Source organism: Brevundimonas bullata, from assembly GCF_014207965.1.
GTDB classification, from domain to species: Bacteria; Pseudomonadota; Alphaproteobacteria; order Caulobacterales; family Caulobacteraceae; genus Brevundimonas; species Brevundimonas bullata_A.
Genome location: NZ_JACHLM010000001.1, coordinates 331672 through 343854 on the forward strand (window position 1 = coordinate 331672; position 12183 = coordinate 343854).

At 69.2% G+C, this 12183-nt stretch carries 12 protein-coding genes; 8 read left to right on the forward strand and 4 right to left on the reverse strand.

The window, feature by feature from the left end; translation table 11 throughout:
* The first annotated feature begins 2 nt into the window (after positions 1–2).
* Positions 3–1970 (forward strand): M1 family metallopeptidase, encoded by a 1968-nt coding sequence (locus tag HNP51_RS01645; protein ID WP_184266321.1) that lies wholly within the window; start codon positions 3–5, stop codon positions 1968–1970.
* A 198-nt stretch (positions 1971–2168) separates the two neighbouring features.
* On the opposite strand, the gene HNP51_RS01650 is transcribed toward HNP51_RS01645, so the two are convergent.
* Positions 2169–2600, reverse strand: coding sequence for a DUF488 family protein (locus HNP51_RS01650; RefSeq protein ID WP_184266324.1), 432 nt, complete (start codon positions 2598–2600; stop codon positions 2169–2171).
* A 75-nt stretch (positions 2601–2675) separates the two neighbouring features.
* On the opposite strand from HNP51_RS01650, the gene HNP51_RS01655 reads away from it, so the two are divergent.
* Complete coding sequence (locus HNP51_RS01655; RefSeq protein ID WP_260398281.1) at positions 2676–4343, forward strand: amidohydrolase; 1668 nt, start codon at positions 2676–2678, stop codon at positions 4341–4343.
* 96 nt (positions 4344–4439) lie between these two features.
* Positions 4440–5414 carry a complex I NDUFA9 subunit family protein gene (locus HNP51_RS01660; RefSeq protein ID WP_184266330.1) on the forward strand — a complete coding sequence of 325 codons (975 nt, stop codon included), beginning with the start codon at positions 4440–4442 and terminating at the stop codon, positions 5412–5414.
* A gap of 72 nt (positions 5415–5486) precedes the next feature.
* Here the strand turns inward: HNP51_RS01660 and HNP51_RS01665 are convergent, their stop codons facing one another.
* Complete coding sequence (locus tag HNP51_RS01665) at positions 5487–6293, reverse strand: undecaprenyl-diphosphate phosphatase (RefSeq protein ID WP_184266333.1); 807 nt, start codon at positions 6291–6293, stop codon at positions 5487–5489.
* Positions 6294–6408: 115 nt separating this feature from the next.
* On the opposite strand from HNP51_RS01665, the gene HNP51_RS01670 reads away from it, so the two are divergent.
* Genes HNP51_RS01670 through queG form a run of 3 tightly spaced genes read left to right on the forward strand, consistent with a single transcriptional unit; the run spans position 6409 to position 9270 of the window.
* Positions 6409–7368, forward strand: a complete 960-nt coding sequence (locus HNP51_RS01670) for a cation diffusion facilitator family transporter (RefSeq protein WP_184266336.1) — start codon at positions 6409–6411, stop codon at positions 7366–7368.
* Between the two features lie 59 nt (positions 7369–7427).
* Positions 7428–8114 carry a glutathione S-transferase family protein gene (locus HNP51_RS01675; RefSeq protein ID WP_184266339.1) on the forward strand — a complete coding sequence of 229 codons (687 nt, stop codon included), beginning with the start codon at positions 7428–7430 and terminating at the stop codon, positions 8112–8114.
* Positions 8115–8139: 25 nt separating this feature from the next.
* On the forward strand, positions 8140–9270 hold the full coding sequence (gene queG, locus HNP51_RS01680; protein WP_184266342.1) for a tRNA epoxyqueuosine(34) reductase QueG: 1131 nt from the start codon (positions 8140–8142) through the stop codon (positions 9268–9270).
* Positions 9271–9430: 160 nt separating this feature from the next.
* On the opposite strand, the gene HNP51_RS01685 is transcribed toward queG, so the two are convergent.
* Positions 9431–9973 carry an FKBP-type peptidyl-prolyl cis-trans isomerase gene (locus tag HNP51_RS01685; RefSeq protein WP_184266345.1) on the reverse strand — a complete coding sequence of 181 codons (543 nt, stop codon included), beginning with the start codon at positions 9971–9973 and terminating at the stop codon, positions 9431–9433.
* Positions 9954–11156 (reverse strand): threonine ammonia-lyase, encoded by a 1203-nt coding sequence (locus tag HNP51_RS01690; protein WP_184266348.1) that lies wholly within the window; start codon positions 11154–11156, stop codon positions 9954–9956. The genes HNP51_RS01685 and HNP51_RS01690 overlap by 20 nt, the downstream gene beginning before the upstream one ends.
* A 146-nt stretch (positions 11157–11302) precedes the next feature.
* Between HNP51_RS01690 and HNP51_RS01695 the strand changes: the two genes are divergently transcribed.
* Together HNP51_RS01695 and HNP51_RS01700 are read left to right on the forward strand one after the other, a co-directional pair.
* Entirely contained in the window at positions 11303–11824 is a 522-nt protein-coding gene (locus tag HNP51_RS01695; RefSeq protein WP_184266351.1) for a hypothetical protein, read from the forward strand.
* Between the two features lie 90 nt (positions 11825–11914).
* The gene (locus tag HNP51_RS01700; protein WP_184266355.1) at positions 11915–12178 is read left to right on the forward strand and encodes a hypothetical protein; all 264 of its coding nucleotides are present in this window, start codon (positions 11915–11917) and stop codon (positions 12176–12178) included.
* Positions 12179–12183: the final 5 nt, after the last annotated feature.

Sequence of the window (12183 nt, forward strand, 5' to 3'; positions counted from 1 at the left end):
CGATGACCCTGAAGCTGGTTGGGCGGGTTTCCGCCCTGGCCCTCGCCGCCGCCCTGGCCTCTTCCCTTGGCGCCTGCGCCACCGCGACCGAAAGCGTGCCGATGACGCCTCTCGTCCCCGCCGCGCCCGCAAAGCCGGTCTTGGCCTATGCTGACGACATCCACTCCAACGCCCGCCCAGCCGAAGCGCGGGTCGGCCACGTGGCGCTGGACCTGACCGCCGACTTCGCGGCCAAGACCCTGTCGGGCTCGGCCACGCTGGACGTCACCGGCCGCGTCGGCGCGACCGAGGTGGTGCTGGACACCAAGAATTTGGACATCCGCGGCGTGCGCGACGCGCAGGGGCGCCCTCTGCGCCATGAGCTGGGCGCCGTGGACGCCATCAAGGGTCAGGCCCTGACGGTCCGCCTGCCCGCCTTTGTCGGCGATGAGACGCAGAAGATCGTCGTCGACTACGCCACCCGCCCGGACGCCGCGGCCCTGCAATGGCTGACCCCGCAGCAGACGGCGGGCGGTCAGAAGCCCTATCTGTTCAGCCAGGGGCAGGCCATCCTGACCCGCACCTGGGTCCCGACCCAGGACAGCCCCGGCATCCGCCAGACCTATTCGGCCCGCATCACGGCCCCCGCCGACCTGACCGTGGTCATGTCCGCCGAGCACCTGACGCCGCAAGGCGAAGCTGCCGCCGCCGGTCAGAAGGCCTGGCGCTTCGACATGGATCGGCCGATCCCGCCCTATCTGATGGCCATCGCCATCGGCGACATCGCCTTCGCCTCGTTCGACGGCCGCACCGGCGTCTGGACCGAGCCGAGCCGACTGGAGGCCGCCCGCGCCGAGCTGCAATCGACCCCGCGCATGGTGGACGCCGCCGAGGCCCTGTACGGCCCCTATCGCTGGGGCCGCTACGACCTGCTGGTCCTGCCGCCCAGCTTCCCCTTCGGCGGGATGGAGAACCCGCGCCTGACCTTCGCCACCCCGACCATCATCGCCGGGGATCAGTCGCTGGTCTCGCTGGTGGCGCACGAGCTGGCGCATAGCTGGTCGGGCAATCTGGTGACCAACGCCACCTGGTCGGACATCTGGCTGAACGAAGGCACCACGGTCTATTTCGAGAACCGGATCATGGAGGCCCTCTACGGCCGCGAGCGCGCCATGCAGGAGCAGGTCCTGGGCTGGGGCGAGCTGTCGGCGGAACTGGCCACCACCGCGCCGGACGATACGAAACTGCACATCGACCTGACCGGACGCGACCCCGACGACGGCCTGTCGGGCGTCCCCTATGAGAAGGGCGCGGCCATGCTGCGCACCATCGAGCGCATCGTCGGGCGCGCGACGTTTGACGCCTGGCTGCGCGGCTATTTCGACCGCCACGCCTTCCAGCCCATGACCGACGTCGGCTTCCTGGCCGACATCCGCGAGCACCTGATCAAGGGCGACGCGGCGCTGGAGGCCCAACTGCAACTGGAGACCTGGATCTACCAGCCCGGCATGCCGTCGAACTGGGTCCCGCCGGTCTCCCACGCCTTCGAGGCCGTGGACGCCCAGGCCAAGGCGGTCTTCGCCGACAAGGGCCCGGCCTCGGCCATCGACTGGAAGAACTGGAACACGCAGCAGCGTCAGCGCTTCCTGGCCTGGCGTCCCGAAGGGCTGAAGGCCGGCGCCGACTGGCTGACCACGGCGCAGCTGGCCGATCTGGAAAAGACCCTGAACCTGGCTGAAGAAGGCAACGCCGAGCTGACCTTCGCCTGGCTGCAGATCGCCCTGGCCCACCGTTATGAACCGGCTGTCGCCACCGCCGACCGCTTCCTGACCAGTCAGGGGCGTCGCAAGTTCGTCCTGCCCCTGTTCCAGACCCTGTGGGGCGAAGGCGACTGGGGCCGCCCCATCGCCACGCGCATCTACGCCAAGGCGCGGCCGCTCTATCACCCGGTGACCTCGGGCTCGGTGGATCAGTTGGTGGGCCGTCCGTAACGCCACGAGAATGGCGATCCTCCCCCGCGTGCGGGGGAGGGGGACCGCGCAGCGGTGGAGGGGGCGGCCACAGCTGTCGCCCTCAGCCCCTGGATCGCCGCGGTCGGAGGGCCGAAATTCCAAGATGTGGGGCCAAGATCTCGCCCCCTCCACCATGCTTCGCATGGTCCCGCTCCCCCGCTGCGCAGGGGAGGATTTTTACAGATCCACCACCTCAGCCCCGTCCTCGCGGGCCAGTCGGTCAGCGAGGACGGCGCGGTGGCAGCCGCAGGCCTCGGCCTCGAAACACAGCAGAGCGACGCGTTTCTCGCCCGCGACATGGCGCAACTGCTGGAAGGCGGCCTCGGCGTCCGGCTCCTGCATATGGGCGTTGAAGATGGCGTGCATGGTCGCCACGTCGCCCTTCCTCGCCGCGTCGCGCCCGGCCTTCGGCGTGCCGAGCGCCCGCAGATGAAGATAGTCGACGCCTTCTGCCTTCAAACTCTGGCCCAGCAGAGTCTTGGAAAAACCGGCCCGACGCGAGGCCGCCACCGCCCGCACATCCACCAGAACCTCGACCCCAGCCGTCTTCAGCCGCCCGATGACCTCGGCCTGGGTGGAGCCTTCATAGCCGATGGTGAACAGCTTCATCCGGCGATGATGCGCGCTGGATCGCTTGACGCCAAGCGCGGCTGCGGCTCCCCTGCGTTCGACCTGGAGGCGCTGATGTTCCGAACCGTGAAGACGACCCTGCCGCTGGCCGCCGCCCTGATGTTGGCCGCCGCCCCCGCCGCCTTGGCTCAAAACCTGCTGATCCGGGGCGGGACCATCCACACCGGCGTCGAGGCGGCGCCCACCGCCGAGATGGTGGCCGTGCGGGACGGACGCATCGCCTATGTCGGCGCCGCCGCCGGGGCCCCCTCGGCCGAAGGGCTGGAGGTGGTGAACCTGAAGGGGGCCACCCTGTTCCCCCGCTTCACCGACGGCCACGCCCATCTGGACGGCATCGGCTGGCGCGAGATGACGCTGAACCTGGAAGGCTCGGCCTCGGTGATCGAGGCCATGCAGCGGCTCAGCGACTGGGCCAAGACCCACCCGGAGGGCGTCATCGTCGGGCGCGGCTGGATCGAGACCCATTGGCCCGAGAAACGCTTCCTGACCGCCGCCGATCTGGACACCGCCGCGCCGGGCCGGCTGGTGCTGCTGAGCCGGGCCGACGGCCACGCGGTCGCAGCCTCCAGCGCGGCCCTGACCGCCGCCGGGGTTGATGCGACGACGAAAGCCCCCTCGGGCGGCGAGATCCTGAAGGACGCCGAGGGCCGCCCCACCGGCCTGCTGGTGGACGCCGCCGAACAGCTGGTGTCCAAGCTGATGCCGCAAGCCGACGAAGCCGCCACCCGCGCGGCCTATCGCGCCGGGTTCGGCGTCTATGCCCGCTATGGCTGGACCGGCGTCCACTTCATGAGCGCGCCGTGGAAGGACGTGCCCCTGATGGAGGCGATGGCGCGCGACGGCGAGGCGCCCTTGAGGGTCTATAACAGCGTCACCCCCGATGGGGCGCGGGCGCTCTACGCCTCGGGTCCGCGCGAGGCGGGCGACGGCCGGATCGTGACGCGGGCGGTCAAGTTCTATGCTGACGGGGCGCTGGGCTCGCGCGGCGCGGCCCTGTTCGAGCCCTATGCCGATCAGCCGGGGACCACCGGCCTGATGCAGACCTCGGGCGCCGAGATGGTCCCTCTGTATGAAGAAGCCCTGCGCTCGGGCATCCAGTTGGCCACACACGCCATCGGCGACCGGGGCAACCACGAGGTCGCCGTCTGGTACGAACAGGCCATGCGCGAGGTCCCCCGCGCCGAGTGGAAGCTGGCCGATCCGCGCTGGCGCATCGAGCACGCCCAGATCATCCGGCCCGCCGACTATCCCTACTTCAACGACCTGCCGATCATCGCCTCGATGCAGCCTAGCCACGCCATCGGCGACCTGCATTTCGCCGCCGACCGCCTGGGCGACGCGCGGCTGGACGGGGCCTATGCCTGGCACACCCTGGTGGACCGGGGCGTGATCGTGGTCGGCGGCTCGGACGCGCCGGTCGAGCGGGGCGATCCCCTGATCGAGTTCTACGCCGCCGTGGCGCGCCGCGACCTCAACGGCTTCCAGGGGCCGGACTGGCGCCCGAACGAGGCCGTGGACCGGGTCACGGCGCTGAAGATGTTCACCCTGTGGCCCGCCTACGCCAGCTTCCGCGAGGATGAGCTGGGCACCATCGAGGTCGGCAAGCGGGCGGACTTCACCGCCTTCAACATCGACCTGATGACCGTGCCGGCGGCCGAAATCCCCAAAGGGCGGGCTGTGCTGACCATCGTCGATGGCGCGGTCGTGTTCCGCGCGGACTAGCCCCGCGTTGCGGCGAGGCGGCGCATCGGCTAAGCCGCGCCCATTGAATTCTCCTCCGGACGCGCGTGCGGCCGGTGTTCTGGCGTGGAGCTTATGATGGCTGACTTCGGTCCTGGTCTGATCACCGTCTTCGGAGGCTCCGGCTTCATTGGAGCCCAGGTGGTGCGGGCGCTGGCCAAGCGCGGCTGGCGCGTGCGGGTGGCGGTGCGCAAGCCCGCCCTGGCCTATGACCTGCGTCCGCTGGGCGACGTCGGCCAGATCCAGCCTGTGCTGTGCGACATCACCAAGCCCGCCGACGTAGCCGCCGCCCTGAAGGGCGCCGACGCCGCCATCAATCTGGTCGGCATCCTGTTTGAAGGCGCGGGCCGCAAGTTCGAGACCTCGCACGTCGAGGGCGCGATCAATGTCGCACAGGCCGCCAAGGCGGCGGGCGTCAAGCGTCTGGTGCACATGTCGGCCCTGGGCGCCGACGTGAACGGCAAGGCCGCCTACGCCCGCACCAAGGGCCAGGCCGAGATCGCCGTGCGCGACGCCTTCCCCGGCGCCGTGATCATCCGCCCCTCGGTCGTCTTCGGGGCCGGCGACAACTTCCTGAACAAGTTCGCCGCCATGGCGACCTTCTCGCCCGCCCTGCCGCTGATCGGCGGCGGCGTGACCAAGTTCCAGCCCGTCTATGTCGGCGACGTGGCCGAGGCCATCGCCCGCGCCGTCGAGGCCCCGCAGGCCGAGGGCAAAACCTTCGAACTGGGCGGACCCTCGGTCTGGACCTTCGAGGACATTCTGAAGTTCATCGTGCGCGAGACCAAGCGCACGCCCTTCCTGATCCCCCTGCCCTTCGCCGTGGCCCGCATGATCGGGTCGCTGGCCCAGATTCCGGCCGCCATCGGCCTGACCCCGGCCCTGACCAAGGATCAGGTGCTGCTGCTGCAAGGCGACAATGTCGTGTCGCCGGGGGCTGCGGGCCTGGCTGAACTGGGGATCGAGCCCACGGGTCTGGAAGCCATCGCTCCCTCCTATCTGTGGCGCTATCGCGTCGGCGGCCAGTACGCCGAGAACCCCACCAACGCCTGATCGGACGGCTTACGAAAAAGCCCCTCGGGACCGCGTCCCGAGGGGCTTTTCTTTGCCTGCTGGCCCCGCGCCCTAGAGGGCGCCGGTCACCGCCAGACCGATGATGCCGGCCAGGCCGACCACGATCCGCCACCAGGCGAAGGGGCCGAAGCCGCGCCTGGAGACGAAGTCGAGCAGGAAGCGCACCACCACCAAAGCGGTCAGGAAGGCGGCGATAAAGCCCACCGCGATCAGGCCGAAGTCGCTGAAGTCCAGCACGTCGCGGTTCTTGAACAGGTCGTAGAAGACCGCCGCCCCCATGGTCGGCAGGGCCAGGAAGAAGCTGAACTCCGCCGCCGAGCGCTTGTCCGTGCCCAGCAACAGACCGCCGGCGATGGTGGCGCCCGAACGCGACACGCCCGGAACCATGGCCAGGCACTGGAACAGGCCGATCAGGAAATAGACGCGGAACGGATAGCGGTCGGCGTCCAGATAGGTGGGCATCTTCTTCAGCCGGTCCAGCCACAGCAGCAGCAGTCCGCCGACGATCAGGGCGACGCAGACCACCAGAGGCGTCTCGAACAGCACCGTCTTGATGAAGCCGTAGGCCAGGAAGCCGATCACCACGGCGGGGGCGAAGGCGACCAGCAGGCCGATCAGGAAGCGCCGCGCCTCGGGATCGAAGGGCCAGCGCGTCGCCAGGGTCCACAGGCGCTTGAAATAGACGCTGATGATGGCCAGCAGGGCGCCCAGCTGGATGACGATCTCGAAGGTCTTGCCGGTGCTCTCGAAGCCGAGGAAATGTCCCAGCAGCAGCAGGTGGCCGGTGGACGACACCGGAATGAATTCGGTCAATCCCTCGACCAGACCCAGAAGGATCGCCGTCAGCCAGTCCGCCATGGAAACTCCGTCTCGACCGGCGGCGGTTCGTCCGCGCCGGGCACGGTCCTTCCTTAGCGCCCCGGACAAGACGCCGCCATTGGCGGATGCGCGGTTTTGCGCGACAAGGGCGGGGATGACCGCCCCCTCCTCCGCTCTCGACGACGCCCACGCCACGACCCGCCGGATCACCACCCTGTCGGTGGGGACGGCGACGATCCTGATCGTGATGAAGGCCTTTGCGCTCGGCGCCTCGGGATCGGTGTCGATCCTGGCGACCCTGGCGGATTCGACGCTGGACCTGATCGCCTCTCTGGCGACCTTCTTCGCCGTACGCTGGGCCGCGGCTCCGGCCGATCCCGAGCACCGCTATGGTCATGGCAAGGCCGAGGCTCTGGCCGGTCTGGTGCAGGCGGGCCTGATCTTCGCCTCCGCCGTCTTCATCGGCTGGGAGGCGGTGCAGCGCATCTTCGACCCTCGCCCCGTCGCGGCGGGCGGCTGGGCGGTCGGCGTGGTCGTCGCCTCAATCGCCGTCACCCTGTGGCTGGTGTGGATGCAGACCCAGGCGCTGAAGAAGACCGCGTCTCTGGCCGTGGCCGGCGACCGCGCCCACTACGCCGCCGATCTGGCGGCCAATGTGGTGGTGCTGATCGGCGTGATCTCGGGCGCCTACCTCGGCGCGCCGGGGCTGGACGCGGCGGCGGGTCTGGTCGTGGCGGTCTGGCTGTTCTGGGGCGCGATCACCCTGCTGCGCGAGTCCGCCGATCACCTGCTGGACCACGCCGGGCCGGAAGAGGCGCGCGTGGCCATCACCGCCGCCGTCCTGGCCGATCCGCGCATCTCGGGCCTGCACCAGCTGCGCACTCGGATGGCCGGGCAGGTGCTGATGGTGCAGATGCACGTCGATCTGGACCCGACCCTGACTCTGGAGGCCGCCCACGCCATTGTCGTCGAGGCCGAGCAGCGCATCCAGGCCGCCTTTCCCCACGCCGACATCCTGATCCACGCCGACCCGCGCGGTCGGGCCGAGGTCCACGCCGCCCGCCCGGAGGAAGCCGTCGAGCCTCTGACGATCCAGTCCGGCCCCTGGTCCTGAGCCGCGACCGTCCGTCGCGGTAAACGCGGTCTTAACGCGCGGGGCCTATGGATCGAGCAATGTCCGCCCCCGCCGTCCTCTATCATTTCGCCTTTCACCCCGGCTCGCGCACGGCGCGACTGGCCCTGGGCGAAGCGCGCGTCGAGTTTGGCGAGGAATTGGTCAAGCCGTGGGAGGACGACTGCCCCGTCATCGACCTCAATCCCTCGGGGATGCCGCCGGTCCTGACCGTGACGGAAAAGGGCAAGACCCTGACCCTGTGCGAGATCGACGCCATCCTCGGCTGGATCGAGGATCGCTCCAAGGGCGACGTCCTGATGCCCGCCGACATCGCCGAACGGGCCGAGGCGCGGCGCCTGACATCCTGGTTCAACCGTCGCTTCATCGACGAGGTCGACGCCGTCCTGCTGCACGAGCGGATGGAAAAGCCCCTGCTGCGCCTGGGCCCGCCCGAGGCGCGGATGCTGCGCGAAGGCCGCGATGCGCTGCGCACCCATCTGGCCATGTTCGAGGCCCTGGCCGCCGGGCGTGAATGGCTGGCCGGGCGTCGGCTCAGCCAGGCCGATCTGATCGCGGCGGGACACCTGTCGGTACTCGACTATTTCGGCGAGATCACCTGGGCGTCCTATCCGGCGCTGAAGACCTGGTATTCCAAGCTCAAGTCGCGGCCCTGTTTCCGGCCCCTGCTGACCGACCGTTTCCCCGGCGTGCATCCGGCGACCTGGTACGCCGACCTCGACTTCTGAGGCTAACAGGGGCAAAGGCCCCGTCATGGCGGCCGATCCCCGCATCTTCATCCGACAGCGCGCCGCCGAACTGGGCTTCGGCGTGTGCCGCTTCGCCTCGGCCAGCGAGCCGTGGAGCGCGGGCGAGAAGCTGGCCCACTTCGTCGAGGCCGGGCGCCACGGCGACATGGGTTGGATGGAGACGACGCTGGAGCGCCGCGCCCACCCGACCGCCATGTGGGACGGGGCGAAGACGGCCATCGTCCTGGGCATGAACTACGGCCCCGAGGCCGATCCCCTGCCCGAGTTGGCCGACAAATCAGCGGGCTATATTTCCGTCTATGCGCGCGGCGACGACTATCACGAGGTGATCAAGGGCCGGCTGAAGATCCTGGCCGGTCAGATGGCGGCCCGTCTTTCCCAATTAGGTCTGGGGCAAGAGGTCAAGGTCTTCGTCGACACCGCCCCCCTGATGGAAAAGCCCCTGGCCCAGCGCGCCGGTCTGGGCTGGCAGGGCAAGCACACCAATCTGCTGAGCCGCACCCACGGCAACTGGCTGTTTCTCGGCGTCATCCTGACCGCCGCCGAGATCACGCCGGACGAGGCCGAGACCGAGCATTGTGGGCGCTGCACCGCCTGTCTGGACGCCTGCCCCACGAACGCTTTCCCCGCGCCCTTCCAGATCGATGCGCGGCGCTGCCTGTCCTATCTGACCATCGAGTTCGCCGACCCTTGGCCGGTCGAGTTCCGCATCGCGGCGGGGCCGCGAATCTACGGCTGCGACGACTGTCTGGGCGCCTGTCCGTGGAACAAGTTCGCGCAAGGGGCCTCCGAGGCGCGTCTGCACGCCCGCGACAGCCTGAAGGGGCCGAGGCTGGCCGACCTGCTGGCGCTGGACGATCCGGCGTTCCGCGCCCTGTTCACCAAGAGCCCGGTCAAGCGCATCGGGCGGGATCGATTCATCCGCAACGTGCTGTATGCGGCGGGGAACTCAGAGGACGCGACGCTGATCGCCCCGGTCGAGGCTCTGCTGGGCGACCCGGCGCCCGTGGTGCGCGGGGCGGCGGTCTGGGCCCTGTCGCGGCTGGATGGGGAACGGTGGGCGGCGTTGCGCGAGGCGCGGCTGGCGGAGGAAGAAGACGAAAGCGTCAAAGCCGAATGGTCCTTCTCCCCTTGAGGGAGAAGGTGGGCGCCGAAGGCGCTCGGATGAGGGGTGTGAGCACTGCCTTCACGGAGGAGAGGCGCTGACGTTGAGCCTGACTATCAAGCGGCGCCGTCGTCACCCCTCATCCGTTATGCTGCGCATGACACCTTCTCCCTCAAGGGGAGAAGGGTCTTTAGACGTCGGCGGAGCCCACGCCGCGACCGCCGCCGGGGACCGGGGCCACGTCCAAAAGCTTCAGCCGGAAGACCAGGACGGCGTTGCCAGGGATCGCCGGCGGGCCGCCCGCCTCGCCGTAACCCAGTTCCGGCGGGACATAGAGCAGCCACTCGTCGCCGGGCTTCATCAGTTGCAAGGCCTCGGTCCAGCCGGGCACGACCTGTTCGGGGCTGAAGACGGCGGGCGAGCCGCGTTTGAACGAGCTGTCGAAGACCGTGCCGTCGGTCAGGCTGCCTTCGTAGTCGACGCGCGCCAGATCGTTGCGGTCGGGACGGACGCCGCCCGCCGGGCCGCTGGCGACCACCTTGTATTGCAGGCCCGACGGCAGGGTCTGCACCCCTTCCGCCGCGGCGTTGGTCTTCATGAAGGCGGCGGCGGCCTCGGCGTTCTTGGCCAGGTCCTCGCCAGACATGGCGGGCTGGCGGTTGCAGGCGGCCGTAGCCAGCAGGGCGGCCGCGGACGCCGCGACCAAAACGGGCTTAGCCCATGCGAAGTTCATAGCCACGTTCCTTAAGCGCTTCGCCGATTTCCTCGGCATGTCTGGCGTCGCGGGTCTCGACCATGATGTCGAACTCCGCGCCCTTGGCCGGCACGTCCAGCGCCAGCCGGTTGTGCACGACGTCGATGATGTTGCCGCCCAGACCGCCGATCACGGCGGCCATGGCCGACAGCATGCCCGGGCGGTCGTCGCCCAGGATGCGATAGACGATCAGCCGCTTTTCGCGAACCATTTCGCGGTTCAGCACCACGGCCAGCATGCGCGCGTCGATGTTGCCGCCGGTCAGCTCGACGCCGACCTTCATGCCCTTAAAGCGTTCGGGATTGGCCAGGATGGCGGCCAGACCGCCGGCCCCGGCGCCCTCGGCCACCGTCTTCTCCAGCGTCGCCAGCAGGGCCACGCCTTTCTCGAAGTCGGCCTCCTCGCAGACGAAGATCTCGTCGATCAGGCTGTCGGCCAGGGCGAAGGGGATTTCCCCCACGGCCTTGATGGCGATGCCCTCGGCGATCGTTTGCCCGCTGCACTTGGCCGGCTCGCCGCGACGACGGGCGGTGAAGGAGGGATAGCGGGCGGCCTCAACGCCGAAGATCTTGATGTCGGGCTTGATGGCCTTGGCGGCGATGGCGCTGCCGGCGATCAGTCCGCCACCGCCGATGGGGATGATCAGGGCGTCCAGATCGGGCGCGTCCTCGATGAACTCCAGGCCGCAGACCCCCTGGCCCGCGACGATGCCCTCGTCGTCGAAGGCCGAGACGAAGACATAGCCATGCTCGACCTGAAGCCGCTTGGCCTCCTCGGTCGAGGCGGAAAAATCGAGGCCGTGGATGACGACATTGGCGCCGTGGGCGCGGGTGCCGTCCACCTTCACGAAGGGGGTGCCCTCGGGCATGACGATGGTCACCGGCACGCCGAGGCGGCCGCCGTGATAGGCCAGGGCCTGGGCGTGGTTGCCCGCCGAGGCGGCGACCACGCCGCGCTTCATCTCGTCCGGCGTCAATTGCAGCAGCCGGTTCAGGGCGCCGCGCTCCTTGAAGCTGCCGGTGAAGTGCAGGTTGTCGAACTTGATCCAGATCTCGGCGCCGGTCAGCAGCGACAGGCGACGGGAATGGCGGACGGGCGTGCGGTCGACCTGACCGGCGATACGCTGCTGCGCCGCGCGGATGTCGTCGATGGTGACGGTCATGAAGTCCCTGAAAACGTTTCTCGGCCGGTCTCTGCGCCCGGTCTCCGGCGCTCTTGTGGCGCAGGCCGCGACGGCGGGCAACCTTGACTCATCGCATCATGGGGGGCCATGCCGGTAGCGCTTGAAACGAGTTTCGGAGCCCCTTCATGTCGAACCGCCGCCCTTCCCTCGCCCTCGCCGCCGTCCTCGCGGGCGGGCTGGCGCTCAGCGCCTGCGCCACCACGCCCATGGGCGGCGGGATCAGCGCCGGCTCGACCGAGTTTAGCGCCGACGCCTTCGCCTGGTCGACCCGGTCTGGTCAGGCCTCGATCGAGGGCCGCGTCGCCTTCGCCCAGGACGGCAAGACCTTCAACTGCGTCGGCAACGTCGGCCTGATCCCCGACACCGGCTACACCCGCGCCCGGATGCAGCGCCTCTACGGCTCGACCGAGCGCGCCGCCGTGCCCGCCGCCGTGGTCCGCACCCGCTCAGCCGGCGAACAAGGCGCCGACTACCGCTCCTATGAGCGCGCCCAGCCCTGCGCCGGGGGCGCCTTCCGCTTCACCGGCCTGCCCGACGGCAGTTGGTTCCTGATCTCGCCGGTCAAGGCCGGAGACGACATCGTGGTGCTGATGAAACGCGTCCAGACGCGCGGCGGGCGGATGATCAGCGTCACCCTCGGAAGTTGAACGGCGCCGAGGACCGGCGTTCGCCATCCTTTGGCCTTATGGGACCGCTCTCTGAACTGATCCATTTTCGGACAGTCGGGGAGCGCGTTCTTGTCCCAACATAATATCACGGGTTCCGAAGCCTTCACCAAGGGCCCCTTCGTCATCATTCGGGCCGTCAAATCCGGCGGTTTCCGTCGGCGTCGCTCGCGCTCAATCGCCACCTATGTCGTCGTGGCGGTTCTGGCGCTGTCGGCTGGCGCAGCTGTGGCTGCGTTCGCCCTCGGCCCCCTGCTGGTTCAGGCGAATCCCGCCGCCGGAGCACAGGCGGACGCGACGTCAGCGCCCGCCGGCCCCACACCGCCGGTCGCCTGAGCGCC

Excerpts from the sequence above, each read along its gene's own strand:
- HNP51_RS01645 (WP_184266321.1), top strand. The coding sequence starts at position 3 with ATGACCCTGAAGCTGGTTGGGCGGGTTTCCGCCCTGGCCCTCGCCGCC.
- HNP51_RS01650 (WP_184266324.1), bottom strand. The coding sequence starts at position 2,600 with ATGAAGCTGTTCACCATCGGCTATGAAGGCTCCACCCAGGCCGAGGTC.
- HNP51_RS01655 (WP_260398281.1), top strand. The coding sequence starts at position 2,676 with ATGTTCCGAACCGTGAAGACGACCCTGCCGCTGGCCGCCGCCCTGATG.
- HNP51_RS01660 (WP_184266330.1), top strand. The coding sequence starts at position 4,440 with ATGGCTGACTTCGGTCCTGGTCTGATCACCGTCTTCGGAGGCTCCGGC.
- HNP51_RS01665 (WP_184266333.1), bottom strand. The coding sequence starts at position 6,293 with ATGGCGGACTGGCTGACGGCGATCCTTCTGGGTCTGGTCGAGGGATTG.
- HNP51_RS01670 (WP_184266336.1), top strand. The coding sequence starts at position 6,409 with ATGACCGCCCCCTCCTCCGCTCTCGACGACGCCCACGCCACGACCCGC.
- HNP51_RS01675 (WP_184266339.1), top strand. The coding sequence starts at position 7,428 with ATGTCCGCCCCCGCCGTCCTCTATCATTTCGCCTTTCACCCCGGCTCG.
- queG (WP_184266342.1), top strand. The coding sequence starts at position 8,140 with ATGGCGGCCGATCCCCGCATCTTCATCCGACAGCGCGCCGCCGAACTG.
- HNP51_RS01685 (WP_184266345.1), bottom strand. The coding sequence starts at position 9,973 with ATGAACTTCGCATGGGCTAAGCCCGTTTTGGTCGCGGCGTCCGCGGCC.
- HNP51_RS01690 (WP_184266348.1), bottom strand. The coding sequence starts at position 11,156 with ATGACCGTCACCATCGACGACATCCGCGCGGCGCAGCAGCGTATCGCC.
- HNP51_RS01695 (WP_184266351.1), top strand. The coding sequence starts at position 11,303 with ATGTCGAACCGCCGCCCTTCCCTCGCCCTCGCCGCCGTCCTCGCGGGC.